Origin of the sequence: Terriglobus sp. RCC_193 (assembly GCF_041355105.1) — a bacterium.
GTDB lineage: Bacteria > Acidobacteriota > Terriglobia > Terriglobales > Acidobacteriaceae > Terriglobus.
The window spans coordinates 547,656-574,428 of record NZ_JBFUPK010000002.1 but is presented as its reverse complement, the minus strand read 5'-3'; the positions used below and the strand labels follow the sequence as shown (position 1 = coordinate 574,428).

Sequence of the window (26,773 nt, the reverse complement as noted above, 5' to 3'; positions counted from 1 at the left end):
CTCCTCCTGCCTTGTGCCACAGGCATTCCGTCGTTACGAATCTCATTTTTCTGGGAGCAATTCCTGATGCGTCGTCTGCTGCTTTCCGCTTCGCTTGTACTGTGCAGCCTTCCCGTGGCTGCTGAAGTTCGCCTGCCACATGTATTCAGTGATCACGCCGTCATTCAGCGTGACCGTCCGGTGCGGGTGTGGGGATGGGCGCGGGCCGGGGAGAACGTTTCCGTCAGCTTTCATCAGCAGAAGTTGAGCGTTACAGCGAACGCCCGGGGCCAGTGGGAGACGTGGCTTACGCCGGAGTCTGCAGGTGGCCCGTACACACTGAACGTCAGTGGCGATGCCACCGCCGCGCCCATCACGCGCAGCGACATTCTTGTAGGTGACGTCTGGATTGCCAGCGGCCAGTCGAATATGGAGATGCCGCTGAAGGGCTTCAACCCGGACACGCAGATCAAGGACCATGAGAAGGAAATTGCGGCGGCTAATCATCCGAAGATTCGCCTGCTGCTGCAGCACAGACGCCCCGCTGCAGTGCCCTTGTCCGATACCGACGACACATGGACCGTCTGCACTCCTGACACCGCGACGAACTTCTCTGCTGTGGCCTACTTCTTTGGCCGCGACGTTCAGGAGCATGAGAAGGGCGTGCCGATCGGACTCATTGATACCAGTTGGGGTGGTACGCCGGCTATGGCATGGATGAGTGCGGAGGGTGCGGGTTTCCTGGGTCAGAGCAGCTTGTTCACCAATGGTGCGAGCATGATCACCGACCAGGGCGTAACTGAAGAGATCAAGGCAAACTTTGCGGCGCAGGACGAGGCAGATAAAGCAGCCGGAAGAACGCCGGTGCCGCACGCGAAGCTTAACGACCGCAACAGTTCATGGACCCCCGCCGCGCTGTACAACGGCATGTTGGCGCCGTACACAAAGTACGCCATCCGCGGCGCCATCTGGTATCAGGGCGAAGCGGATCAGGGAGCGACGTACGCGCCGTATTACGGTCGCATCTTTGGCGGCATGATTCAGGATTGGCGTCGGCAGTGGGCGCAGGGCGACTTCCCCTTCCTGTTTGTGCAGCTCTCCAGCTGGGGCAGCAACACGCCGGACGGATGGAGCACGGTGCGGGATGCGCAGCGCAAGACGCTGTCGCTGGTGAACACAGGCATGGCCGTCACGCTGGACGTGGGACATCCCACCAACATTCATCCCGGCGATAAGCAGACCGTGGGCGCGCGACTGGCTGCGATTGCGTTCGACATCAGCTACGGGGCCAAGGCAGAAGGCTTCTCGCCCTTGTTTGAGCAGGCCACCACGGAACCCAACGGCATGCGCGCCTGGTTCACCCATGCGGGAGGGCTTGCGCCAAAGGCGGGTGCGGTCGGCGGATTTGAAATTGCCGGTGCCGACCACAAGTTTGTGCCAGCAGAGGCACGCGTGGAGAAGGTCGGCGATCACGTAACGGTGGTGGCGACCTCGTCCACGGTGAAGGAGCCGAAGTACATCCGCTACGGCTGGGCCGCCGTGGTGACGGATTATGTGTACAACAGCGCAGGTCTGCCGCTGGGCACGTTTACGTCGGAGCCATAGGCCTTCCGGCGTAAACTTGAGAAATGCTCAGGTTTGGTTGCGCGGCGATGTCGGACGGGGATTTTCTGCGTGCCTTTCAGGATCGCGACATCGCCCCCAGCCAGTTTCACCACGGCGACCATCTGCGCATGGCGTGGCTGCTGCTGGAGCGTCTGCCGTTTGACGATGCTCTGGACAGCATTCGCAAGGGGCTGCAGAACTTCGCGCTGCGCACCGGCAATGCCGCGCATTACAACGAGACCGTGACGCAGGGCTGGATGCGTCTGCTGGCCGCGCAGGACGCAAAGACCTTTGCCGAAGCGATGGCGGATTATCCCGAAGAGGAAGGCAATCCGCTGCACGGCTTCTGGCAGCCGGAGACGCTGGCTTCTGAGGCTGCGCGGACGGGCTGGGTGGCGCCGGATGTGGCTCCGCTGCCGCCCGTCAGCGACCGCTGGAAGCTGCGCGCCACGGCTCCGCGCACACGCCGGACCATACCGCTGGCGGTGGATGCACTGTCCGAATCCGCGGCTTCCCAGACGCTTCCCCTGCCCTTTGAAGAGGAGGCGGACCCGGAAAATCCGCGCGAGGCGCTGGCTGCTGCCGTCCGCGACACGTTTCGACTACCCGCGCGCCGCCCCGAACGGGCTACACTGGAAGAGGATACGCACGAAGGCATGAGCTCTCGATTCACCTGGACCAGCGCGTTTGGCAAGGGCAGCGGATGGCTGCTGCAGAAGATCGTCAACGGATTGGCGCTGTCGAAAATTTCGCCGAACACGCTGACCTTCATCGGCCTCATCATCAACATTGTGGCCGCGTTCTTCTTTGGTTACGCGCGCGGCCAAAACGCGCACCGCATGTTCCTGTATGCGGGCCTGATCCTGATTGGCGCCGGTCTGTTCGACATGGTCGATGGCCGTGTGGCACGCCAGACGAACCAGGTCAGCGTCTTCGGCGCATTCTTTGATTCCGTGATTGACCGTTACAGCGATGTGGCCATCTTCTTCGGCCTGCTGGTCTATTACGCGCGCGCCAACCGCTTTGTGTACGTGGTGCTGGTGGCGTTCGTCATGACGGCATCGCTCATGGTCAGTTACACTCGCGCCCGCGCGGAAGCCCTGATCGGCTCGTGCAAGGTGGGCTTCATGGAGCGGCCGGAACGCATCGTTCTGGTCATTCTTGGCGCGCTGTGCGACACATGGGGCGTGATGGCTCCGGCGCTGTGGGTGCTGGCGTTCCTCAGCACGGTCACGGTGATCCATCGCATCCGCTTCACTTATACAGAAACCGAACGCCGCAAGCTGGTGCCTGCGCGATAACCTGCCTTCGCAGTGTTCCGCGCAGAGATTTACCAGTCAGTCAGGGTTCCATCCAGCAGCCGCGCCACGGGCAGATAGGCGCGTTGGTACGGATACTTCGCGGCAAGTTCCTCGTCGATGGTCACGCCCAATCCCGGCGTATCGCCCGGATGCATATAGCCATTCTCAAACTTGTAGGCGTGCGGGAAAACTTCGTCGGTCAGCGCCGTGTGCGGCATGTGTTCCTGGATACCGAAGTTATGAACCGCTAAACCAACGTGCAGGGCTGCAGCCATGGTGACGGGCGATAGATCGGTAGCGCCGTGATAGCCGGTCTTCACCTGATACAGATCGCAGAAATCGGCGGTCTTCTTCGCGGGTGTGATGCCGCCTCCGTGTGACACCGTCATACGCAGATAGTCGATCCATTGGTTGCGCACAAGGTCATGCGCGTCCCACACAGAGTTGAAAACTTCGCCCACAGCCAGCGGCGTGGTGGTGTGCTGGCGGATGATCCTGAAGCCCTCCTGCAATTCTGCGGGCGTGGCATCTTCCATCCAGAACAGGTCGTATGGTTCCAATGATTTTCCAAGACGTGCCGCTTGAATCGGCGTAAGCCGATGATGCACGTCGTGCAGCAGATGAACATCTTCACCAACGGCATTCCGCACTGCGTCGAAAAGCCTCGGCGCAAACCGCAGATACTTTTCCGTGGACCAGAGGCTTTCAGAAGGTAGACCACGCTCCGCGGGTTCATACGGCCTGCCCTTCTTTGGCACACCATAGCTTGAAGCAATCCCAGGAACGCCAGCCTGCGCGCGAACAGCGATGTAGCCTTCCGCAAGATGTTTCTGCACGGAGTCCACGGCCTCGGCAATATCTGCACCGTTGGCGTGCGTGTACACCATGCAACCATTACGGCTTGCACCGCCCAGCAGGTTGTAGACAGGTGTGTTCAGCACCTTGCCCTTGATGTCCCACAGGGCTACGTCGACGGCTGCAATCGCAGACATCGTAACTGGCCCGCGACGCCAGTACGCACCGCGATAAAGATACTGCCAGATGTCCTCTGTCTGAAACGGATCGTGGCCAATGAGGCATGGAATCACATGCTCCGTCAGATAGCTGGCAACGGCAAGTTCGCGGCCGTTCAGTGTGCCATCGCCAAGGCCGTAGATGCCTTCATCCGTATCAATGCGCAGCGTGATGAAGTTGCGGTCCGGCGAAGTGATGATGAGGCGTGCGCCTGTGATCTTCATTTGGGCTCCAGCTTACTGCGGTGTGATGAGGCCCGCGGGGCCAATCACGATATAGTCTACCGGCGCAAATTCACGATAGTCGCGCGCACGGATCTGGCTGTTGGCTTCGGCAGCCGGCATCACGTTCTGTAGCTCGGGGCGCACATCTGGCACGGCGCGCAGTGTGATGACTGCGCCGGGATGCAGAGCCACATCGTATGCGGTGAAACGCGTTGCGGTCTGGCCGTCGGGGTTGGGGTCAAACTGTGCAGGCGGCAGCTTGTCATCGGCTGCAAAGGTCGCAATGGTTTTGTTATCCACCAGCAGCTCGTACTTTGAAACGCCGTTCCACATGTCGTAGTAATTCACGGCAATGTTGTAGCTGCCTGTTGGCTGCTGCGTGGTGGTGGTCAGTGTGCAACCCGCTGCTATGTGGCAGTTCACAGCCTTGCCACCGGATGCTGTTTCCCACGGATTCACATCGATGGTTTCAAAGCCGGTGAGTTGTGAAGCTTCTGCTTCGATGCGGCCTTTGTCATGTCCCACGCGGCCCTGCGCATCGGGAATGCCGGAGATGTGTTGAAACCAGTTGTTCATCGCATCGCGCCACACAATCGCGTGGCCTGCCTGAAACTCAAACAGATGCAGCGTCTGCGCATAGCGTTCTGCGTCAATCTTGTTATTCAATGCACTCCACTGTGGCACATACTCTGCTGCTGCTAACGCGCTGGTGTAATGCGTGTCGTAGATGGATTGCACCAACGTCTTGCCGTTGTGCAGTTTGTAGTCGTACGGCACATGATGGAAGAACAGTAGAAGATCATCGCCCGTGGTGGCGGGGTTCTCATACTTCGCCGCAAGCTCCGGCGCATACTGTTGCGCGTAGCCGGTGCCATGCGATGTGCGGTCCATGCCAATGCCGTCTTTCTCGCCACGGAACCACTGGCCCCATCCATTGCGCTCTGCCGATTCAATGCCCGGGCCAAAGTGATAGCCAAGAATGTTGGTGAGCGTGCCCATGCCGTTAGGGCCGGTGTAGCCTTCGTAAACACGCCAGCTTTTACCCAGCATCGACGTGATGGTGCTGACCACCTGCGCATCGTTGCCCCATGTCATGCGCGTCCAGGTGTCGGTGATTTCGCTCAGCGGTGTATCGGGATTCCACGCGAGTCTGCCAAAGCCATACAGATTGGCAAGCGCCATAGGATGATGCAACCAGTTCGCTTCCACACCGACATTGCTGACAGAGACAAAGCCACTAAGGCGTGGCGTACCATCGGCGTTGGGGAATGTGTGGCCGGTGACGATTTGTTTCACCGGCGTTGCTTTACCGTTCGCGCGTAGATCGGTGTCCAGAACCCACTTCCACATGCTGGGCAGAAAAACCATGTGGCGCTGCTGCCCGGTGTACTCCTGCGCTGTCTGCAATTCAATCGCAACATTGCTTTTCTTCAATGCGCTGAAGAGCGGGCTCACCGCTTCTCGCGCCTGAAAGTCAATCGGACCTTCTTTGATCTGGATGACGACATTTGATTCAAACGTGCCGTCGTTCTTCACAAAGTTGTCCACGCCGGCGCGTGCGCGATCGGCCTTTTTGTCATTCCAATCAAGATGATTGTTATAGACAAAGCCGCGATACAAAACCACGCCACCATGCGGCTTCAATGCACGTGCAAGAACGTTCGCTGCATCGGCTGGCGTGCGACCATACTGCGAAGGCCCTTTGCGTCCTTCACTGTCTGCTTTCACGGTGAAGCCAGCAAAGTCCGGGATGAGTTTATAAATCTCATCCACCTTCTTCTGCCACCAGGCGGCAACGTTTGGATCGAGCGGATCGAACGTATCGAGTCCGCCAACAACCTGCGGACTGGTTAGGTCAACGCTCAACGCCAGCTTCACACCCCAAGGGCGAAAGGCCTCTGCCACCCGCGCAAAGTCACGCAGGTTCTGTTCCGACAACGTCTGCAAATTTGCATTGACGTTGTTCACGTTGCATCCGTTGATACCGACAGAGGCAAGCAGGCGCGCGTATTCCCCAGCGCGTGTCAGGTCCTGTTTGACGTGGCCATTCTCAAAGAAGATGGACGGACCCGCATAACCACGTTCCACGGTGCCATCCATGTTGTCCCACTCATCGCTCCATCGAATCTGTGCAGCGGGCGATTGCGTTTCGCTGACTATGGGCTTTTGTGAGGCAACACGTTCGAGGAAATGAAAGACGCCGTAGAGTTCTGCCGCAGTTGACGAACCCTCGATATGGAATCCGTCCATGCCTCGTCGGATACGGTAAGTCTCCCGTGGCAGATGGGCGTTGGAACTGAGCACAATGATTGCGCCTGTTCCAGTGTTCGACACTACGAAGGTGCGGCCAAGCATGGATGCCAGCCCACGCCTGAGTTCTTCCGCAGCAGCACGCCCGCCGGGGGAACTGTCCACGGACACGATCCGCGTCGGCAATGACTCGTACTGTTTTGTATTTGTGATGGGCGCATAGCGCAGCCACGCTGCCGAGCCATCTTCCGCAGTGAGGTTTCCAGCGCAACCGAGCAACATCGCGGAGATCACGATCACGCGTTGTGCGTTGCGACAAAAGCATTCCCATAAAGGAGAAGGATGCAGGTCCTTTGACTTCGCACTGCGTGCTTCGCTCAGGATGACGGGCTGTGTAGATTGCGACTTCTTCATGGTTGTACCGGCAGTGGTCCCGCGGCGCGCCATTTGTCGGCCCACTCAATGAAGTACGGAACGTTTGGCAGGTCTGTGTGGCCGCCATCGTGCTGTCGCCATGCAAGCTGACCATCCAGCAATCCTTGCAGCACCGGCGGCATCTGCACCTTGTCTGCGTGATAGTCGTTGGGTACTCCGAGAGTCTTCGCGCCCAGCAGTTGATACACAGGCTGCGCGGCCACTGTGGCCATGAAACTGCCCTTCTGATCCAGCCACTTTGCATCACCCTTTTCCGGCACACCGTAACTGATGAAAAGCAGACGCGGTGCGGCGAGAGCGATAAGGTCGTGTGCATCGACAGGGATGTCGCCCGGCGTCTTGCGGCCGAATTTGCCGTCCTCTGCGCCGTACTTCATGAAGTTGCCGGCCATCCAGTAATACTCGCCACCGGTGAGGCTTTCGACGGCTTCGCCGAAGTTGCGACGGCTGAGCTTTGCGCCGCCTTCGCCGCTTGATCCAATCAATCCCATCGCAAAACGTGGCTCAAAGGCCATCGTCACCAGTGCTGCCTTGCCATAGCGCGAGACACCTTCAATGCCCACCTGCTTTGTATTCACCGCAGGATCAGTCTCAAGATAGTCCAGCACGCGAGCCGCACCCCACGCCCATGCACGCAGCGCGCCCCACTGTTCCGGCGTGCGTGGCTGACCGTGATTGATAAGCCCGATGATGCCGCGTGTAATGCCCTGGCCGTTGTCCGCCTGGATGCTTGTCGTGTTCAGCGCAACATAGCCCCATCCTGCGGCAACCAGCTCATTCGTCGCAGGAAGCGTATCTGCCGTGTACGCAGGCAAACCGGGGACGCGGCCCGTGAAGGGATTTACAGCCTGCGAAGCAATCGGGTTGTAAGCCGGGTATTTGTCGAAGATTTCTTTGAGCGATGGATCCTGTTGCGCCAACAATTTACGCAACGCTTCATTCACACGTTCCAGTTCAGGAGATGTCGGTTGCGCAGGCGATGGCAGAACACTTTGCCCAAACATCACCAGTACCGGCACAGGCCCCTTCACGTTTATGGGAATCACTTCGGTCGCTTCAATGTCGACACTGATTGCGGGATACGCAGAGTTATCCACGTGACCCACAAGCCGTCTGGCAATTACAGGTGTGCGCCCAACCATCTCTTTATCAGTGAGCACCACGCGCCACGTCACACCGGGAATGTTCTTTGGCAGTCGGCCATACATCTCGCGTTCCACATCTTCCACAATCTGCGGGCGGCGTTCCGTCCACCACTGCTGCGGTGTGGTGACCTTCTTCCCATTGTTCAGCGTCAGCGGATCGGGAAGATCAGGATATGGATTCGCCTTCGACTCGTCGTAGTTCGCGTGGTTCGGTGCTTTCTCGTCACCGCTTGGACCGGGCCGCAGTGTCTTGATGCCTAGCTGGTCCATCATGTTCTGGTGATCCTGCTCAGCAGTAAAAGTTACAGGGGCCTGTGCACGCACAGCCGCGCAGGTGACCAACAGTGCAAGTGCGGCCAGACAACGAATCGTCTTCACGAATTTTCTCCTAGGCGTGTTGCGGCATGAATGCGTATTTGGCGCGCTGCGGACGCGAGAGCCACTTGTTGGCTGCGTCGTTGTTCAGGAAGCGCTCGTTCACAGGATCCCAGTGCAGATGCTCGTTGGGCATATGCATCGCAATCTGGTGCACCAAGCAGGTGGAACACGCGCGATGCCCCATCTCAACCGGCGAGATATTCAACTGCCGTGTATGAATGCAGTCCAGCCAGTTGCCGTGCTGGTCTTCACTCACATAGAGATGAATCTCATCCGGCCCAATGACTGATTTCAAAATCTCCGGATCGCTTGCTTCAAGCCCGGTCGCCTTCACGTCTGCCGCTTTGCCCATGTCGGTTGGTGTCAACTGTTCCGTCCGCGTAACAAAGACCCATCCTTTGGTGCCGATGAACTTGATGCCATTGCGGAAGTCGCCGGAGATGTCCATCGTCACGCCATTGGCATAGCGCGCATGTGTCAGGAATTTGCCATGCACATTCCACAGCCCGCTCTTGGGAAACTCCGCCGTGCCCCACACTTCCACAGGCCCTGTGTATTCCGTGTTCATGCCCCAGTGTGCGGAATCAATGTGGTGCGCGCCCCAGCCCGTGATCATGCCCGCGCCAAACTGTTCGCAGCGCAGCCATCCCGGGCGGTCAAAACCCTTCTGCGGATGCACACGCATCTCTGTGTAATACACCTCGGGCGTGGTGCCCAGCCATGCGTCGTAATTGAAGCCGTCGGGCACGGGCATGTGCGGGGCCTCCGGGCCTGCAGGGTCACCCGGTAAGCCCACTTCCACATGTTGCAGATCGCCAATGCGACCATTGCGCACCAGCTCTGCTGCGTAACGAAACTGCTTCCACGAACGCTGCTGGCTGCCCACCTGCACAATGCGCCCGGATGCATTGGCAACATCGGAAAGATAACGCCCCTCCGCAATCGTCAGCGACGCGGGCTTCTGCATGTAGACATCTTTGCCCGCACGCACGGCAGCCACGGCGCAGGCTGCATGCTGGTGATCCGGCGTGCTGATCACAACTGCGTCAATATCCTTGTTCGCCAGCAGCTCATGGAAGTCGCTGTAGCCCGCCACGCCGTTGTAAGGTGCGCCGCCACGCTTCTTGGAATACACGCCATTAATTAGCTGCTTGCCCTCTTCCACACGGTGCGCATCCAGATCGCAGACAGCCATGATGTTGGCCTTGTCGTATTGCCAGATGCCCGGCAGATCATGCCCGCGCGAGATGCGGCCAACGCCAATCGCACCCACGTTGATGCGCTTGGATGGAGCGTATTGTCCAAAGACCGAAGATGGAACAATCGTGGGGAAGCCGACGGCAGCACTTGTGGCTGCGGCACTCTTGAGGAAGCTGCGACGGGAGACCTGCATGGGCACAACACCTTATCCGTCAGTTTGCGGCATGGTGCGTCCTTTTAAAGGCCGCTCTGACAAGGAATAATCCAGCCCACGAACTATATCCGTGCATTTCTGCTCCTGTCCAGATGCGGATGCCGCCATTTCAAGGCTTCTTTATACGGCGTTGCGCCTTGCGACGTTTTTTGTGTTTCCGGGCGTGACGTGGAAACGGCTCAAACGCCACCGCCTCCATCGCTTGAATCAGTCCGGGCAGCGCCGGATCGGGATGCGGGTCCATCAGAAACCACTTCGCGCGTACCAGCTTTGCCTTGCGGTCATCCAACCCGTTTTCGCCACCGTTTACACGATGTGTAATAGCGCGAATGTCATCCGCATCCGCCAAAGGATTGAGATCGTGCTTCGTCCAGAACCACGTCGCCACATCCACTGCAAGACGCGGATTGTTTGCGACCAGTTCCGGATGCTTCAGCAGATCCTGCCCAGCGAATTTCCCAAACGCCGCATAGTTGCTGCGACCGGTCAACTGCATCAGCCCGCGGCCTTTGAAGCGAACACCGTCACCCGGCTGTGTGTTGCCAAGATCCTTGCGGCCCTCATACGCAGCACCGCTGGCAATCTCTTCCGTGTAATGCAGTTCTGCACTTTCATGTCCTGCTTGCGCCAGAAAGTGTGCCTGCCGCAGCGCCGTGTCGATGGATGCAGACTGCATCGCAGCCAGCATCGGCGCGAAGAAACGCGCAGTATCGGCGGCTGCGGCATGAATCAGTATGCCTTCCAGCTTTTCCTCTATAAATCCCGGCGGCATACTGCTGCGCAAGGCACGCAGCGTAGAGCCATGTGTAGCGGTGCTGCTGTCCGGCGTAACAAGGCCCACCGTGTCGTTGCCGCCAATCACGCCCTGCTGAAACTGCTCGATCAACGCAATGGTCGCCGCACCGCAGACGCCATCGGCCACCAGCGGTCCGGTCACCTGAGCATGATGCATGTTCAACAGCAGTTGCACGGTGCGAACGTCGTCGCGAAGATTCCTTCCGCCTCTGCCAACACTCGCCGCGATGCACATCAAGGCACGTTAGCACATCGGCCAAACTTCCTCCGCACAGGCTGCGCGAAAACGATACATTCAACATCACACACATCCACCAACACGGAGTTGAACCAACCAGAAACATGGCACGATCGCACGCGCGCAAACTGAAGCTGATCCCGCTGCTGGCGGCGACGTATTTCATGGTGTCTGGCGGTCCATACGGACTGGAAGACATCATCGGCTTCGCCGGTTATGGGCGCGCACTTCTGCTGCTGTTCTTTCTGCCCTTTATGTGGAGCTTGCCCACAGCCTTGATGCTGGGCGAACTCTCTGCCGCCATGCCGGAAGAGGGTGGCTTTTACGTTTGGGTGCGGCGTGCCATGGGGCCGTTCTGGGGATTTCAGGAAGCATGGCTGTCGCTGGCCGCCTCCATTTTTGACATGGCCATCTACCCGACGATCTTCGTCGACTACCTTGGTCGCGTAGCACCAGCTATGACCAGCGGACATCGCGGCCTGGCGCTTGAGATTGGCGTGGTGCTTCTCTCGGCACTGTGGAATCTGCGTGGCGCCAAGTCGGTGGGTGACGGGTCGGTCTTCATCTGGCTGCTGGCGCTCAGTCCGTTCGTCGCGCTGGTTGTTCTTGCGGTCTATACCGGATCGCACACACCGCACGCGGCGATGAGCGCGCCTTCGCACATCGATCTCCCCGCTGCCATCCTTGTGGCCATGTGGAATTACATGGGGTGGGACAACGCAACCACCATCGCCAGCGAAGTGGAAGAGCCGCAGAGAACGTATCCGCGCGTGATGCTGCTGGCCGCAGGCATGGTCATGCTCACGTACCTCATTCCGATTGCGGCAGTGGCATGGGCAGGCATTCCCGCGGATCGCTTCTCCACCGGCGCATGGGCCGATGCAGCGCATCTTCTCGGCGGTACAGCATTGGCAGTGGGTGTGGTGCTGGCAGGATCGCTCGACAGCATGGGTACATTTAACGCACTCACACTCAGTTACACTCGCCTGCCTTACGCGATGGCATGTGACGGCCTGCTACCGCGCGCATTGGCAAAACGCAATCGCAACGCTGTGCCATGGGTTTCGCTGATCGTATGCGCCACATGCTGGGCGCTGGCGCTGAAGCTTACTTTTGAACGCCTCATCACTATCGACGTGCTGCTATGGGGGCTATCGCTGATCCTGGAGTTTGCCGCACTGATCATCCTGCGGCGACGTCAGCCGCAGATGCCGCGCCCTTTCCGCGTACCCGGCCCCACGTGGTTCGCAGTGGTGCTGGGGTGCGGCCCTGTCGGTCTGGTCTTCTTTGCGCTCTGGGCCGCGCGGGGTGAACATGTGGGCAGCATCCCCGCGGTGCTATTCGCGCTGATCATCGCAGCCTGCGGTATTCCCTTGTACCTGCTCGCGTCGCGGAGTATGCTGCGTTCGCGTCACCGCAAAGCTTCGTAAAAAAATCTGCACCTTTGCTCCATGCACCAGAATCCGATAGATGTAGTTTATTTTGATATCGAATTATTTCACGCAGGGGATTTCGCAATGAAAATCGCAGCAACTATCGCCCGTTATCTGCTGGGACTGATCTTTACGGTCTTCGGCCTGAATGGATTCCTTAACTTCATCAAACAGCCGCCACCCGTGGACCCGAACGCCATCCACTTCTTTACTGGCGTGGCCATGTCGCACTATTCGTACATGTTTTTTGCCTTCCAGCTTGTGGCAGGTCTCCTGTTGCTCAGCGGATATTTCGTTCCCCTGGCACTGGTCATCTTGGCGGCGGAACTGGTGAATATCCTCACCTTCCACGCCACCATGAACCCGGAAGGCATTGCGCCTGGATTGCTGGCGACCGTACTTTGGATCATCGTCTTCCTGCAATACCGCGCCAGCTTTGCACCTCTGTTCGCTGCGAAGCCGCCCGTAGAGTAAGCATCACCGCGTTCTACAAAAAGAAACTGTGGATAGCGCATACGTTTTCCGCGTATAGAGAGACGTATGCGCTTCCGTTCGTTGTTCTCCGCCAGCTGCGTCGCTCTTTGTTTTCTTCCGCTGTCTGCTCTGCCACAAACGGCGCAGCAGTCCTCGCGCATGCAGCAGGTCGTGCAGGGTTATGTTCATGAAAACCACTTCATGGGCGTGGTACTGGTGGCAGAGGGAGACCGCATTCTTCTGCAGCAGGCCTATGGCGAAGCTGACCTGGAGTGGCATACGCCACACACGCTTGATGGCCGCTTTCGCATCGGCTCGCTGACCAAGCAGTTCACCGCAGCCAGCATTCTTCTTCTGGTGCAACAGGGCAAGGTGCATCTGGATGACCCCATCCGCACTTACTATCCCGATGCTCCCGCAGCATGGGACCAGGTCACCATCCGCCGGCTGCTGAACCATACAGCAGGCATGCCGAACTTCACCAGCCTGCCCGACTATGCCAGCACACAGCGCCTTCCCGTAACCCCGCAGCAGTTGATCGTGCGCTTTCGCGACAAACCTCTGGACTTCGCACCCGGCACGAAGATGAAGTACAGCAACTCCGGCTACGCGCTGCTGGGATGGGTGATTGAAAAAGCAGGCGGCATGCCGTATCGCGAGTTCCTGCAGAAGAACATCTTCGCGCCGCTGAACATGACGGAAACCGGATATGACGATGCTGCCACCATCGTTCCCAAGCGCGTTCATGGCTACGCTCTGCAGGATGGAAAATTTCGCAACGCTGACTTCATCGACATGAGCATTCCTTACGCCGCAGGTGGCTTCTATTCCACGGCGGACGATCTGCTCAAGTGGGAACGTGGTCTCTACGGCGGTAAGGTGCTTTTACAGGAATCGCTGCACATCATGCTGACGCCCGAGGCAAAGCAAACCTACGCTTTCGGCATTTCCGAACACACCGTTGCTGGGCACAAGCGTTATGACCACGATGGCGGCATCGACGGATTCAACGCCGACATGATCCATTACCCCGAGAAACAACTCAGCGTGATTGTGCTGTCGAACGTCGAAGGCATCATCGCAGATCGTATTGCCGATGCGCTGGGTCGTTTCGCTATGGGCGAAAACGTAATCCTGCCGTTCGAGCGCAAAGAAGCATCCATTGCACCATCGCTGTTGAACGAGTACGCCGGAGCCTACACCGAAGCCGATGGAACACAGGATGTCATCACGGTGGAAGATGGCCATTTAGTGCTGACATCCGGCACGCGGAAACGGCCTCCGCTCTTTGCAGAATCGGAGACACGCTTCTTCTCGCGCACAATGGACTTACAGGCAGAGTTTCATCGTGATGCGGGCAAAGTTTCTTCCCTCACCATCACGCTCGGCGGCAATCCGACAATCGCCATACGACACTAAGCACTACGTCGTGATGCGCAGCACATAAGCGTAGGGATTCGGCTTGTCCGCAGGCATCGTAACTTCCAACGCATCCGCCGTCTGCGTCCACTTCAGCGGCGCAGCGTGCGGCAATATCTCCACGCGATGAATCGAAGTTGGCGTATGTTCGCCGCCACGCCGCATCGACTTGATACGTACCTTGCCATCCGTCGGCCACGCCAGCACAAACGCGTACACAAAATTGCCTTTCGCGGTGAAGCGAATGTCTTGCGCCGTGTGTGGCCGTGTCTTCTCGCTGAAGTTTTTTTCAATCGGCTCCGGTGGCCCTTCACCAAAGACCTTCCACGGACGCGTGCCATAGATGGCTTCGCCGTGCACGGGCACCCATGAAGCGAGCTGCTGCAGAAATGCGTGCTCATCTTCGTCAAGGCTGCCATCGCCACGCACCGGAACGCTCAGCAGCAGGTTGCCATTTTTGCTGATCACATCAATCAACAGCGCAATGACCGTATCGGCGGATTTATATTTGTGCTGCTCAAAGATTGAGCGTTTGTAATGCCAGTCGCCAATGCATGTGTCCGTCTGCCACGGCTCCGCAAGGATTTCCGTAGAGCGTGAGCGTTCGATGTCCAGCGTGAATCCGCCCATGTGGTTCGGGCCGGGCTTCTTCGCAAACACGACAGCCTGCTGCGATCCATGCCGCGCAACGCTGGTGTTGTACAGATGCGCCGTCACGCTTAAACCCTTATCGCCAAAGGGCAGTTCCTCATCGTCAAAGTAGACAAGGTCAGGGCTGTACTTATCGAAGAGTTCCTTGCAACGTAGAAACCATAGTTCAGAAAAATGCGGATTCTGCGGCGGATCTTCTTCATGCCACTTGCCGTCATGATCTTTATGCCACGCGTTCTGCGCGGCAATGGTACTCACGCCATCCGGCATGGCAAGATCGGTGCGCCCCGCATACAGAACCTGCGGGTCATATCCCTCCCACCACTTGCCTCTGCCATCGGCCTTGGTCAGCGTGGCCGCATCGTAACGCTGATTCGCAAGCGGGCCAACGGCGTCATATCCATACGCCACCTGGAACCAGTGCCACGCATGCGAACTGTGGTTCGACACACCGAACTTCATCCCATGTGCACGCGCAACCTTTTCCCACGTGCCAATGATGTCGCGCTTCGGCCCAATCCGCGTGGAGTTCCACGGATGATATGTCGACGCGTAGTTATCAAAGTTGTCGTGATGATTGGCAAGAGCGAAAAAGTATTTCGCACCCGCAGCCTGATAAAGCTGCATCATCTGTTCCGGCTGCCACTTCTCCGCCTTCCACAGGTTGTCAATCTCCATGAAACCAAACTTCGTGGGATGGCCATAGTTCTTGATGTGCCACTCATAGATGGGATCGCCCTGCATATACATCCTGCGGGCATACCAATCGCCCTGCTCAGGCACGCACTGCGCGCTCCAGTGCGCCCAGATGCCAAACTTCGCGTCGCGAAACCAGTCCGGCGTTTTGTAATGCGCCTTCAGCGAATCCCACGTCGGTTGAAACGGGCCGGAAGCAATGCGCATGGCGCTCTGTGGCCACATGGAAGCAGCACGTGCAGCAGCCACCGTAGCGGCGCTGCCCTGAAGAAAACGACGGCGGGATAGATGCGAGAGCATGGCCAACATCCTCTCACATCGCCTTGCACTCACGCATTGGGACAGGTGAAGAACGAACGCCGCGTCTGCTGCGGTCCGCTGCGACGCTGCGTTCGCTCTTAGCTTTGTAGACCGAAACACATCCGACACTCTGGTCGCGTTGTGGCAATGAAAAAGGCCCAACAAAAGCCGGGCCCTTTCAACGTTATGAAGAAAACCAATAATTACGAGACGGTAACGATCTTCGTCTTCTTACCCAGCTTCACCAGCAGTTCAACACTTCCAGCAGTAAGCGCAAGTCGCGCATCTTCTACTGTGGCGTTGTCCACCTTCACAGCCTTCTCGGCACGTTTGCGACGCGCCTCGCCCATGCTGGCGCAGAAGCCAGCGGCCACCATCAGCCTGTCTGTGCCGATGGTGTTCGTCGCTTCTTCAAACGCAAGGTCAACCTTCGCCAAAGACACGCGTTCGGTGTCTTCGCTGGTGCCGCCCTTCTGAAACTGCGTGGCCCAGTTCTCTTCCGCGCGCAGCGCATGTTCCGGTGATGAGAAGCCTGCGGTGATGGTGCGCGCCATGGCCTTCTTTACCTCCATGGGATGCAAAGAACCATCGGCTATCTTCTGCTTCATCGTGTCAATTTCGCTGGCCGGAACGTCGGTGAGCAGCGTCCAGTAGCGCCACATCAGATCGTCGCCCACCGTCATCAGCTTGCCGAACATCTCAAACGGCGGCTCATTCACACCAATGGCATTGCCCAGCGACTTGCTCATCTTCTGCACGCCATCCAGGCCTTCAATGATGGGCATCATCAGCACAATCTGCGGCTGCTGTCCGAAGTGCCGTTGCAGATCGCGTCCACGCATCAGGTTGAACTTCTGGTCCGTGCCGCCCAGCTCCACATCGCTTTCCAGCGCAACAGAGTCATACCCCTGCGCAATGGGGTACATCAGCTCATGCAGCGCAATGGGTTCTTCGCTGTTGAAGCGTTTGTGAAAGTCCTCGCGCTCCAGCATCTGCGAAACGGTGAACTGTGCCAGCAGTTTTACAAAGTCGCCATAATCCAGCTTGTCCAGCCACTCGGAGTTGTACCGGACCTCGGTCTTGTCCTTGTCCAGAATGCGGAAGACCTGTTCCTGGTACGTCTTTGCGTTCTCTTCAATCTGTTCGCGGGTCAGCGGCTTGCGCGTCTGCGACTTCCCGGTGGGGTCGCCGATCAGCGCCGTCGAATCGCCAATGAGGAAGATGACCGTGTGGCCAAGCTGCTGAAAGTGGCGCAGCTTACGCATCAGCACCGTGTGGCCCAGGTGCAGGTCCGGCGCGGTGGGGTCAAACCCCGCTTTGATGCGCATGGGTTTGCCGCTGGCAAGGGAAGCCTCAATGCGCTTCGTCAGGTCGTCCAACGGAATGATTTCGGCAGCGCCCTTGGTAATCAGGTCAAGCTGCTCGCTGAGTGGCGGGAAATTAGCCATAACCTTCTAAGTGTAAGTCAGCGGAAGGTTATGGCAGAAGAGAACCAGACAGGGGAGAAGAGGAGCGGGGGAAATAGAAAATTACAAAGTGGAAAAGAGCGTAGCGGGCAAATGCCTCGTGTCGCTGCGAAGTTCTATCGGAACAGTGTTTTCGTTTGCCAGGGGCAACCAGGAGAAGAAGGGCAAAGGCAACAAAGGAGCGCGATTGCGCTATCTCCCGTGTGCCGGTCCAGTTACGCTTCGGTCTTGCCGGCAGTGCTGGCAACGAGGCAGGGAGCGAGCATCATAACGAGGAAAACGGCGCCAACAATCAGATCGTGCATTTCAGAGTCTCGTTTCTGTGGGAGGGAGTGAACTTCCCTCTCGACAGGTTGAGAATCTCGCTTTTTGACGGAGCGGAACATCCATCGAAAGCTGCTTTTGAAAATCCTTGGTGGAAGACGGTAGTCACCCGGCGCAACCTGCGGATAACACCCCCGGGGCATTACTGTGGTCCGATCACCCAAGACCCCAATGCAGCAAAAACCGTGTTCAGGCAAACATCGCATGTTCTTTGCGCAACGCATTCGCCAGCGCATCGCTATCGGCAAAGGTGCTGTACAGCCCCGGTGTCACGCGGATGACCGGCCCCTTCGCCACACCCTTTCGCCATACCGTATGCACGCGATACTTCTCAAACAAGACCTGTTGCAGATGCTGCGCCTGCTCGTTCGTGTGCATCCCCTTCAACCGGAAACTGGTGATGGCGCAGTAACGCGCAGCATCATCCGGCACGCAAATCTCCACGTTTGATAGATCTGCCACCGCATGCACCCACCGATCACGCAGGCTGCGCAGATGTTTCTCTTTCGCAGCACCACCCACAGCAAAATGAAAATCCGCAGCGGTTGGAATCGACAGCAACGCGGCAAAGTTTACTGTTCCTGCAGGCACGCGGGCTGAGATGTCATGCGGCGGAATCTCATGGTTGTCATACGAAATGTCAATGTCGTCAATGCGCGATTTGCGAATGTACATTGCGCCTGTGCCCAGCGGCGCAGAAGTCCACTTATGCACGCTCCAACCGGCAAAGTCACAGCCCAGATCGGCAATCTGAAAATCAAGGCACGCTACGCCATGCGCAATATCGCAGATGGTGTCCACGCCACGCGTACGCGCCATCGCCACAATCTCCTTCACCGGCGTAACAAGCCCGGTGCGATTGGAGACCTGCGTCACCAGCAGCAGCTTCGCATTCGGCGTGCGCTTCAATACATCCTCATAAGCGGCAAGAATGTTTGCCGTCGTCGCAGGTTCCGGCATGTCGAACTTCACCACCTGCGCGCCGCGATGATCGCCCAGCCAGTCCATGCTGGCAATCATCGCGTCGTAATCCAGATCGCAGTAGATCACCGCATCGCCCGGCTTGATTGCCTTGTAGTTGCAAATGAGCGATTGCAGCGCATCGGAACCGCTACGTGTAATTGCTACTTCTTGATGCGCCACGCCCACCATCTTCGCAATGGCCTCACGCGCTTCACGTCCACCTGCGGCAAGACAAGCACCACCGGGCAACACATTGCGCGCCCAGATGGAGTTGTTGCGATTCACATACGCCGATTGCTCCGCATACACCTGCGCCACCGCGCGCGGCATCACGCCCCAGTAGCCGTTCTCCAGGTTGTGAATGCCCGTTTCCACGTCATAGTGTTTCGGCAGATCGGCCACGGGAATGGAGTTGGGCGTCAACTTCACGGCAATAGTCGCTGCGGCCTGTGCATCAGCACTTGCAGAAGTCATCATGGCAACAGGTGCGCAGGCAGCAGCCGATTTCAGAAAGGTACGGCGATCCGGTCTCATGAAGCGTTGAACCTCAAAATGCGTAGCGGTGGCGTTATGCTATCGCACTTCGAGGCCGCACCGTATCAACCTATGCCTTCTTTGCCGCAGCATAGATGCGCGTAATCGCTTCGATGTCGCGCAGACCTTCTTCGCCATTCGGGCCGGGTTCCTTGTTATCCAGAACACAGCGCGAGAAGTAATCGCTTTCCACCACGAACTGATGCGGGTCTTTGTTTGTGTCCGGCTGCGGCTGTTCCACCTGCTGCCTCGACCGCACACTCATGTGGATGCCGTCGTATCCATAGCCGAAAATCTCCAGCACACCCTTGCTGCCGTGCAGTCGGGTAAAGCCTTCCTGATTTGCGCCATACGTCGTATTGCAGGTGGCAATGGCGCCGGAAGGAAACTTCATCACCCAACCGATGGTCTCTTCCACACCCTTAAAGCGTGGGTCGGCAGGGTCAACATAGCTATGCGCGCTGATGTCCTGCGGTTCTTCCTGCAGCAGCCATCGACATGCGTTCAGCGAATAGATACCCACATCCATCAGCGGGCCGCCGCCCGCATACTTCGCATCGCTGCGCCACTCATTTGGGCCAATGTTGAAGCCGTTTGCCGCTTCAATGGCCCATACCTTTCCAATCACACCGTCCTGAATCATCTTGCGCGCCTGCAGGAACGTGGGCTCCAACTGGCACCGATACGCGATCATCAGTTTGCGGTTTGCCTTGCGGCACGCGTCGATCATCGCTTTGCAATCGGCGGGTGTGTTGGCCATGGGCTTCTCACACAACACATGCTTGCCTGCCTTCGCCGCGCGGATGGTGTACTCCGCATGCATGTTGTTCGGCAGGCCAATGTACACGGCATCAATCTCGGGATTGTTCTTCATCTGGTCGTACGTTTCGTACGTATAGATGTTTTTCTCCGGCACGCCATATTCCGCGGCAAACTTCGCAGCTTTATCCGGATGGCCGCTGACCAGTCCGGTGATCTGGCCAAACTGTCCCAGGCGCGTACCCGGCATAAAGTGCTGGCATGAGATTCGGCCAAGGCCCACCGCGGCATAGCGAATCTTTTTCGGTGCCTGCGGCAGCATGGTTGCAGGAAGCGATGTGGCTGCAGAAGCAGCGGCAGCAAGACGAACGAAGTCACGACGATTCAGCACAACGGCACCTCTCAGCAAAAAACCATAGCAGGGTTCGATGGCTGAGAGGACCTAAGTGATTTCCTGACAGCAAGAAAACTTAAGCGGCACGCCGTCTTCTGCCACTCATGAAGTTGGAGCCGATGGGCAGTCGTTAATAGTGCGGCGGCGGCTCGGGGTCGCGGATGGGTTCCGGATCATCCTTCACCGCATGCGCATCCTGGCTGACGTTGTAGATCAGACCAAAGGGATCGCGCAGATACAGTCGTGGAATCGAAGGATCGTCAGCAATCACCGTGCATCCGCGATCCAGCAAATCTCTGCGTGCATCGGCAACGTCATCCACCAGGAACTCCAGCACCGGGCCAAGCGCTCCCGCGCGATCCAGATACAGCGAGAACGCGCCTGCATCCAGGCCCACCATGTCTGGTGTGTTCAAAAATACGCGCAGACCCAGCACATCCCGATAGAAGGCCGTGGCCTCTTCAAGATGCGGGGTCTGCAACAGAACGTCTTTTGTGGCGCGTGCTTGCATCCTGCTTCCTAGTTTCCCGCAGGAGCAGCGGAAGTGGAAGTGGGCGCCGCCGGCGTTGCAGGTGCAGCGGTCGGCGTGGGGGCAACAATCTTCAGCGCCAGCCGAGGGAAAGTGAATGTTCCGGCAGTGTCATCTACCACATTCACCTGGCAGATATACGTGCCCGGCTTCAGCGTATCCAGCGGCACATCAAAGCTGAAGCCCACCGCACCGCGCTCCGGCTCATTCAGCGTGTCCGCCGCCACCAGCGGCGTCTCAAACACCTTCGCACCATTCTGCAGAAACTCAATGGATGTCAGCACATGGATGCCGCCGGATGCGGGGCGCGCCTTCATGCCGCTCTGTTTTGCATTCGCTTCGGTAGAGGCCTGTTGTTGCGCCGCAGCGGCAGCTTTCGCCGGATCATACAACTCATACAGCAGATACAGGTGCGCATCCTGACGGAAGACATGCGGCACATTCGGCACAAACTGCTGCCCATCCTGCACCAGCGGATTCACCGGTGCCTGCATCCCCGGAGGCATCGGGCCGGGACGCCGTGGCTGCTGCGCCGCAGGCGTGCGTTGCGAACTCAGCACCACGCTGGACAGCTTGATCGTCTGCTTGCGCTGATCCGGAACCACAAGGTCCGTTTCAAACGAACCCATGTTGCCCGTCTCATTCTCTCGTGCCACAAACTTCACGTGATAATGTCCCGGTGCCAGCGAGAAGCCAGTGCTGTATTGGATATTGCGCCGCGCCGCGCCCAGGTTGCCATCGACGGCTAGCTTGATGGTTTCCCGTGCATTGCCCACCGCGATGCCCTGCGCATTCTTCACCTGGCCAACAATGTCCAGCGTCGCCTTGTCCTGATCCTTCGTGCGCGTGAAGGGAATCTGCGATCCCGGCACAATCAGCGACATCGAAATGTAATACTCATTCGGCGAAACACGGAAGTAGAACGCTTCCAGATACATCGAAATGTCAACGGCAGGAAGATCACTCTTCAACTGTTCATTCAGAGCGTATTCACGGTCTTCCGTCTTCTGATGTTTGAAGTCAGCCGGTGCGTAATAGCCGGGACGATACTCCAGCTTTGCATCCGGATGGTTATTCAACTTAACTGTCAGGTGGCGGAACACGCCATCGCGCCGCTGGTCCGTGGAACGGAAGCCAAGAATGTAATACGCCTCGGTATCGTGCTGAATCTGCGCGAATGCAGGCGCAAAGTCATTCGAGTCCGAGAAGAACTTGCCGCCAGTGTCTGAAGCAAGGGTACCCAGCGTCTCCTGCGAGGAGAAGTTGGAATCCAGCCGCGACTGCATTGCGCGCCCACTATATGCAGAGGTGCCACGCAGCGATCCGGTGCTCGCATCGCCCAATGGCGAAAGCGCCTCCAGCCCGCGTGAATCCACGCTGTAGATAGCCATGTTTGCTTTCACCGCTTCATTCGTGGCGGCACGCATACTGGCCTGGTTCTCAATCCCCTGCCGTGTCAGCCCGCCGCTGAAATACAACATACTCTTGTGCTGTTCCAGCTTCTCCAGGCTCTTCGCAATGGTCTGGATCGCGTACAACTGGCGATCGGTATTCAGGTTGTTGTATTCCGTGTCGTCGGCGGTGAATCCGGTGCCGTCTTCACTGGTTACATCCGTATCGGCAGTAGCACCGTTGGCAAACGCACCGCCTTCATTGGAGCCATTAAATTTGCCCACCGTGCGCAGTAGTTGGTTCTTGTCCGCAGTGAAGTCATGGTCCAGTGAAAGCGATGTGCTCAGGCTGGCCACGGCCACCAGATCGGCGGGTTCCATCTTCTTGTTGATGTAATCCTTCGCCGCATTCACGGCGCGATCAATATCTTCATCCTGCATGCTGGAAAGGTCGAAGAACATCACAATCAAACGATGGTCGCGCAACTGTTTCGTATCCGCGCCCATACTGCGATCCAGAATCTGCGCAATCGTTGGTGCTTTGCCGCTGACCGTGGCCTCGTTCAGCCGTGCTGCCTGGTCCACCGTCTGATAGTCGAATGACGAGATTTTCTGCGCCTTGTTGTTTTCAAGAATGGTGAAGTCCGAAGCCTTCAAATCCTTGATGACCGCGCCGGTCTTCTTATCGCGCACCACCACGTTGGTCAGTACCACGTTGGAATTCACGCGCAGCGTAAAGCTCTGCGAAGTGCTGTCGCCCACCTGCTGCACGCTGGTGCCTGTAGAAGCAGGCTGGCCGGGCAGCGGCGCAGGAGCCTGTTGCACCGGTGTGTTCAACTGCACCGGTGGCTGTTGTTGCTGCTGCGCAAGTGCAACACTGGCGCACAGCGAAAGACATGCGAGCGAACGGAGCGTGTGGGCCATTAGAACCGATACCTCGCATCAAAAGTCAGTTTGCGTGGCGCCGCCACACCCGTGATCTGTCCGAAGGTGGAAGAGTTCAGCACCGAATTCACACCGCTGTATTGCACCGTGTTGAACACGTTCGACGCGGTGATGCGGCCTTCGAAGTTGCGCAGTTCGCCCAGCGGAATGCTCTTCGAAAGCGACATATTCACCGCCACTGTTCCAGGCAGTTCAATGCTGTTGCGCGATGCTGTGCCAAAGACCACGGAAGAAGACGGCGTGGTGAATGCCTTCGGGTTGAACCAGTTGCGCAGTGTTCCAGCACCCGCAATCGGTTGCGAGAAATCACGATCCGGTCGCAGCGTGAAGTTGTTACCCGCAGAGGCCTGCGCCACCGTGTTCTGATACTGCGGCGTGGTGTAAGTGCCGGTGGCAAAAGTAAAGGTGCCACTGAACCCAAAGTTATCCAGAGCCTTGGACAGCTTGCCACCCTTGTTCAGGAACGCGCGATTCGGGCCGAAGGGCAGTTCGTACAAAAAGTTTCCGCTGACCTTATGCCGCACATCAAAACTGCTGTTGCCATACTCCAGGTCAATGCGCTGATCGTTCTGCACGATCGTGTTGTTGCCCACGCCGCCAATCGAACTCGCGTCGTCAATCGAGTGGCCATACTGATATGTGGCCTGTAGCGACACGCCCTTCTGCAACCGCTTGCGCGCATTCACACTCAGTGAATGGAAGCGCGAATCACCAATGGAATCCTCATACACAATCGACTGCGCATTGCCGATGACAGATGTCGCCGTGCGGTTCGGCGAGCGGCGCAGGTCCAGGCTGCTGCCCAGTGATCCGTTGTAACCAACGTTCGTGACAATGCCCATCGGGAACGTGTGCTGAATATCCATGTTGAACACCTGCACACGGCCCAGGCGATAGTTCTTATTCACTGCAAACGTATTCTGCAGAATCGAAGACGAGGTGCAGCTAAACCCATTCGCCAGTGTGAACAGGCTGCCGCTCGCGGAACCCGCGGTCGTAAGGTTGCCGCAACCCTGATCGGTGCTGCCCACCTTTGCGATGTTGTTCTGCGATTGGGCAAAGGGCTGTTGATACGACAGCGAGTTCGCGAAGTTTGCGTACTGGCCCACGTTGAAGTTCAGGCCATAACCCCCGCGCACCACGGTGTTCTTTAAAAACTTCGGACTCCACGCCACACCAATGCGCGGCGACCACAGCGCGCGATCCGGCGTAATCAGCGAGCGCGGAAACGCGCCTGTATACGGTCCGCTGGCTCCCGATACCACACGCGCATATTGCGTGAAGTCCGCGTTGTGGTCCAGGTTCACCAGCCGATTGTTCTGTTCGATATAGGGCGAAAAGTATTCGTAACGCAGGCCATAGTTCAGCGTGATGTCTTTACGTACGCGATAGTCGTCCTGCACGTAGAAGTCATAGATCCACTCACGCAGATAAATTTTGTTGCTGCCTGCCTGAATCGCTGTGGTCTGCGGCGCACCCAGCAGGAAGTCTGCAAAGGCAGAACCGCTGGTGGTGCCTGTGGCGTTCGATCCTGATGGCGACTGCGTGGCATAGCCCGTGAACGAGAACGAACCCAGACCATTGCTGCCTGCAATCATGTCCAGATGCTGACGGCGTCCATCAAATCCAAAACGGAAGTTATGTTTGCCGTGCCGCCAGCTCACCACATCGCTTAGCGAGAACACTTCCTGCAAACGATCTGAGGGCTGCGTGTCAGAAATGCCGGTGAAGTTGGTGAACGAAAGCCCCGGCACACCGTAGTACAGGCTCTGCTGCGCTGTGGTGGGTTTGGGAATGTTGAGGCCGGCCGCGCTTGCGGGGTCCACCGTGCCGCTGCTGAAGTTGTTGGTGGTGATACCGCGGCTGCGGTTCCATCCCAGCGTCAGGCTGTTGCTCAGCCGTCCATAGCTCAGCTGGTATCCCGTACCCAGGTTGTAGCCATTGCTGACGGTCTTGCCATCCAGCGCAGCCATCAACCCGCGTGCATCGCTGGCGCTATGCGAGTACGCAAAATTCGCGCTCAGATTCTGACGCAACACCGCAGGTCCCTGCTGGCGCTGATTGCCACCGCCACCCCGCGCTCCACCTCCGCCGCGAGCGCCGCCACCAAAGCCCTGCCCCGTGCTGGATCCAAGCTGTCGCGTAAATCGCGCTGAAATCTGCGAGGTGTTATTCCCAATCGTCGCAATGCGTTGGTAGTTGTAGTTTTCGTTTGTATTGGTAGTGCCGTTGGTCGTGGTGTTCGGCGTGGGAATGTACTGCAGCAGCGCCTGCGCCTGCGCACTCAGCGGCGTGGTAATGATGTTGCAGCTTGCGTTGGTATACGTGGAGCAATTGCCATACGTTGTGCCGGTGTAGGGGTTGTAAAGAATCACCGGCGTCGCCACGCCACTTACCGTCTGCATCAACCCGTTGAAATCACCATTGCGCTGCAACAGCGTGGGCACCGTGCCATAGATATTGGTCGGTGTAGAGACGCGCTGACCCGTCCAGTTCAGAAACAGGTTCTGTTTTGTACTTGGCTTGAACAAGCCTGGAATATACGGTGATCCGTTCAGCGCCACACCATACCGATTGCTGCTGTATGCGGGCTTCACCGGATTGCCGGTGATGGAAAATTGTGTGGCATCCAGCGCGGCGTTGCCTGCGGTGTAATACACGTTGCCATGAATGGCTGAGGGATTGAAGTTGCGGAAGCTGCCGCGGCCAAATCCGCCGCCACCGCCAAATCCGCCGAACCCACCGCCGCCGGGTCCACCCAAACCGCCACCGCCGCCCGGACCTCCGGGTCCACCACCCGGTCCGCCAAATCCTCCGGGCCCGCCCTGCATCATGCCGCCCACCATACCCACAATGGCATTGGCAATATCGCCCTGCCCGCCGCCATTGCGTTGCGCATTGGCAATGGCATCCTGAATGCGGTTGCGCATGTCGTCTTCATTAAATCCGGCAAGGCCGTTGATCTGCCCGCCCTGTCCGCTTACCGCAACAGAATCGGCGCCGGTCGCATCCGCGCCGCCAATGGAAGTCAGGGTGGGAGCAGCTCCGCCTCCTGTCGATGCATCTTCTGTATCCACTGCACCAGACTGTGCGCCGCGCAGTGATTGCAACCCGCGCGCCAGCGTCTGCGCTGTGACTCCTGCTACTGCTGTGCCGCTCTCCTGCGTCGTGCGTGCGGCCACACGCGATGCCAGCTCCAACTCCAGTGCAGCCTTGCCTTCGTGCTGCGTTGCGTTAAGAACAACCTCTGCGGTGGCCGGTGCAAACGCGGCAAACTCCGCGCGGATCACATAACGCCCATTGCGCGGAATGGTCATGCGGAAGCCGCCGGTGACGTCAGTCGCGGTGGAGTATTTTTTGCCGGTAAGCGTATTCGTGGCGGTGATGGTCACGCCGGGCAACGGTGTTCCCGTGGCCTTCTTACCGCTGCTGTCTGCCGCTGTGGCCGATGTCACGGTGCCAGTAATTGTGCCGCCCTGCACCTCCTGCGGAGCTGTCGCAGCCTGTGGCGACGCGTCTGCAGCAGGTGCCGGTGGAGCTGTTTGCGCCTGCAACATGGCCGCTCCAAGGAACGGGGCGGTCAGAGAAAGACGCTGCCATGAAAGGCGCATAGGCACGAGAAAAACCTCGCAGAAAATCCGCGAACGGATAAGTAAGAATCTGTCTCTAAAGACGCGACCCTGGAAGAAAATGTTTCGCGGGAAATTAGTTAGGACT

General features: G+C 58.0%; 17 protein-coding genes. 5 read left to right on the top strand and 12 right to left on the bottom strand.

What is annotated here, in order from left to right:
- The first annotated feature begins 66 nt into the window (after window positions 1-66).
- Window positions 67-1,584, top strand: a complete 1,518-nt coding sequence (locus AB6729_RS11145; RefSeq protein ID WP_371081692.1) for a sialate O-acetylesterase — start codon at window positions 67-69, stop codon at window positions 1,582-1,584.
- Window positions 1,585-1,841: 257 nt separating this feature from the next.
- Entirely contained in the window at window positions 1,842-2,885 is a 1,044-nt protein-coding gene (locus AB6729_RS11140) for a CDP-alcohol phosphatidyltransferase family protein (protein WP_371082614.1), read from the top strand.
- Between the two features lie 29 nt (window positions 2,886-2,914).
- On the opposite strand, the gene manD is transcribed toward AB6729_RS11140, so the two are convergent.
- The 5 genes from manD to AB6729_RS11115 form a co-directional block, all read right to left on the bottom strand.
- A complete protein-coding gene (manD, locus tag AB6729_RS11135) occupies window positions 2,915-4,123 on the bottom strand; it encodes a D-mannonate dehydratase ManD (protein ID WP_371081691.1) in 1,209 nt (402 codons plus the stop codon).
- Window positions 4,124-4,135: 12 nt separating this feature from the next.
- Window positions 4,136-6,820 (bottom strand): alpha-glucuronidase family glycosyl hydrolase, encoded by a 2,685-nt coding sequence (locus tag AB6729_RS11130; RefSeq protein WP_371081690.1) that lies wholly within the window; start codon window positions 6,818-6,820, stop codon window positions 4,136-4,138.
- The gene (locus AB6729_RS11125; RefSeq protein ID WP_371081689.1) at window positions 6,784-8,331 is read right to left on the bottom strand and encodes an acetylxylan esterase; all 1,548 of its coding nucleotides are present in this window, start codon (window positions 8,329-8,331) and stop codon (window positions 6,784-6,786) included. The genes AB6729_RS11130 and AB6729_RS11125 overlap by 37 nt, the downstream gene beginning before the upstream one ends.
- Before the next feature lie 10 nt (window positions 8,332-8,341).
- The gene (locus tag AB6729_RS11120) at window positions 8,342-9,724 is read right to left on the bottom strand and encodes a Gfo/Idh/MocA family oxidoreductase (protein WP_371081688.1); all 1,383 of its coding nucleotides are present in this window, start codon (window positions 9,722-9,724) and stop codon (window positions 8,342-8,344) included.
- Window positions 9,725-9,854: 130 nt separating this feature from the next.
- Window positions 9,855-10,697: a glycoside hydrolase family 19 protein gene (locus AB6729_RS11115; protein WP_371081687.1), complete on the bottom strand. Its 843-nt coding sequence runs from the start codon at window positions 10,695-10,697 to the stop codon at window positions 9,855-9,857.
- A gap of 185 nt (window positions 10,698-10,882) precedes the next feature.
- Between AB6729_RS11115 and AB6729_RS11110 the strand changes: the two genes are divergently transcribed.
- From AB6729_RS11110 to AB6729_RS11100, 3 genes are all read left to right on the top strand, one after another.
- Window positions 10,883-12,208, top strand: a complete 1,326-nt coding sequence (locus AB6729_RS11110) for an APC family permease (RefSeq protein WP_371081686.1) — start codon at window positions 10,883-10,885, stop codon at window positions 12,206-12,208.
- Window positions 12,209-12,295: 87 nt separating this feature from the next.
- On the top strand, window positions 12,296-12,685 hold the full coding sequence (locus tag AB6729_RS11105) for a hypothetical protein (protein WP_371081685.1): 390 nt from the start codon (window positions 12,296-12,298) through the stop codon (window positions 12,683-12,685).
- Window positions 12,686-12,844: 159 nt separating this feature from the next.
- A complete protein-coding gene (locus tag AB6729_RS11100; protein ID WP_371081684.1) occupies window positions 12,845-14,104 on the top strand; it encodes a serine hydrolase in 1,260 nt (419 codons plus the stop codon).
- Window positions 14,105-14,107: 3 nt separating this feature from the next.
- Here the strand turns inward: AB6729_RS11100 and AB6729_RS11095 are convergent, their stop codons facing one another.
- The 7 genes from AB6729_RS11095 to AB6729_RS11065 all read right to left on the bottom strand — a co-directional run bounded on the left by AB6729_RS11095 (window position 14,108) and on the right by AB6729_RS11065 (window position 26,613).
- A complete protein-coding gene (locus AB6729_RS11095; RefSeq protein WP_371081683.1) occupies window positions 14,108-15,751 on the bottom strand; it encodes an alpha-L-fucosidase in 1,644 nt (547 codons plus the stop codon).
- Between the two features lie 203 nt (window positions 15,752-15,954).
- The gene (tyrS, locus tag AB6729_RS11090) at window positions 15,955-17,199 is read right to left on the bottom strand and encodes a tyrosine--tRNA ligase (RefSeq protein ID WP_371081682.1); all 1,245 of its coding nucleotides are present in this window, start codon (window positions 17,197-17,199) and stop codon (window positions 15,955-15,957) included.
- Window positions 17,200-17,730: 531 nt separating this feature from the next.
- A complete protein-coding gene (locus AB6729_RS11085; protein WP_371081681.1) occupies window positions 17,731-19,038 on the bottom strand; it encodes an aminotransferase class V-fold PLP-dependent enzyme in 1,308 nt (435 codons plus the stop codon).
- Window positions 19,039-19,108: 70 nt separating this feature from the next.
- Complete coding sequence (locus tag AB6729_RS11080) at window positions 19,109-20,188, bottom strand: Gfo/Idh/MocA family protein (protein ID WP_371081680.1); 1,080 nt, start codon at window positions 20,186-20,188, stop codon at window positions 19,109-19,111.
- Window positions 20,189-20,321: 133 nt separating this feature from the next.
- A complete protein-coding gene (locus AB6729_RS11075) occupies window positions 20,322-20,702 on the bottom strand; it encodes a VOC family protein (protein ID WP_371081679.1) in 381 nt (126 codons plus the stop codon).
- A gap of 8 nt (window positions 20,703-20,710) precedes the next feature.
- Window positions 20,711-23,035: a VWA domain-containing protein gene (locus AB6729_RS11070; RefSeq protein ID WP_371081678.1), complete on the bottom strand. Its 2,325-nt coding sequence runs from the start codon at window positions 23,033-23,035 to the stop codon at window positions 20,711-20,713.
- Window positions 23,035-26,613 carry a TonB-dependent receptor gene (locus tag AB6729_RS11065; protein ID WP_371081676.1) on the bottom strand — a complete coding sequence of 1,193 codons (3,579 nt, stop codon included), beginning with the start codon at window positions 26,611-26,613 and terminating at the stop codon, window positions 23,035-23,037. The genes AB6729_RS11070 and AB6729_RS11065 overlap by 1 nt, the downstream gene beginning before the upstream one ends.
- Window positions 26,614-26,773 lie beyond the last annotated feature (160 nt).

What these genes read in the sequence shown, in the direction of transcription:
- AB6729_RS11145 (WP_371081692.1), top strand. Translation starts at nt 67, where the DNA reads ATGCGTCGTCTGCTGCTTTCCGCTTCGCTTGTACTGTGCAGCCTTCCC.
- tyrS (WP_371081682.1), bottom strand. Translation starts at nt 17,199, where the DNA reads ATGGCTAATTTCCCGCCACTCAGCGAGCAGCTTGACCTGATTACCAAG.
- AB6729_RS11120 (WP_371081688.1), bottom strand. Translation starts at nt 9,724, where the DNA reads ATGCAGGTCTCCCGTCGCAGCTTCCTCAAGAGTGCCGCAGCCACAAGT.
- AB6729_RS11095 (WP_371081683.1), bottom strand. Translation starts at nt 15,751, where the DNA reads ATGCTCTCGCATCTATCCCGCCGTCGTTTTCTTCAGGGCAGCGCCGCT.
- AB6729_RS11115 (WP_371081687.1), bottom strand. Translation starts at nt 10,697, where the DNA reads ATGCATCATGCTCAGGTGACCGGACCGCTGGTGGCCGATGGCGTCTGC.
- AB6729_RS11105 (WP_371081685.1), top strand. Translation starts at nt 12,296, where the DNA reads ATGAAAATCGCAGCAACTATCGCCCGTTATCTGCTGGGACTGATCTTT.
- AB6729_RS11130 (WP_371081690.1), bottom strand. Translation starts at nt 6,820, where the DNA reads ATGGCGCGCCGCGGGACCACTGCCGGTACAACCATGAAGAAGTCGCAA.
- AB6729_RS11070 (WP_371081678.1), bottom strand. Translation starts at nt 23,035, where the DNA reads ATGGCCCACACGCTCCGTTCGCTCGCATGTCTTTCGCTGTGCGCCAGT.
- AB6729_RS11140 (WP_371082614.1), top strand. Translation starts at nt 1,842, where the DNA reads ATGCGTCTGCTGGCCGCGCAGGACGCAAAGACCTTTGCCGAAGCGATG.
- AB6729_RS11065 (WP_371081676.1), bottom strand. Translation starts at nt 26,613, where the DNA reads ATGTTGCAGGCGCAAACAGCTCCACCGGCACCTGCTGCAGACGCGTCG.
- AB6729_RS11110 (WP_371081686.1), top strand. Translation starts at nt 10,883, where the DNA reads ATGGCACGATCGCACGCGCGCAAACTGAAGCTGATCCCGCTGCTGGCG.
- AB6729_RS11100 (WP_371081684.1), top strand. Translation starts at nt 12,845, where the DNA reads ATGCAGCAGGTCGTGCAGGGTTATGTTCATGAAAACCACTTCATGGGC.
- AB6729_RS11075 (WP_371081679.1), bottom strand. Translation starts at nt 20,702, where the DNA reads ATGCAAGCACGCGCCACAAAAGACGTTCTGTTGCAGACCCCGCATCTT.
- AB6729_RS11085 (WP_371081681.1), bottom strand. Translation starts at nt 19,038, where the DNA reads ATGAGACCGGATCGCCGTACCTTTCTGAAATCGGCTGCTGCCTGCGCA.
- manD (WP_371081691.1), bottom strand. Translation starts at nt 4,123, where the DNA reads ATGAAGATCACAGGCGCACGCCTCATCATCACTTCGCCGGACCGCAAC.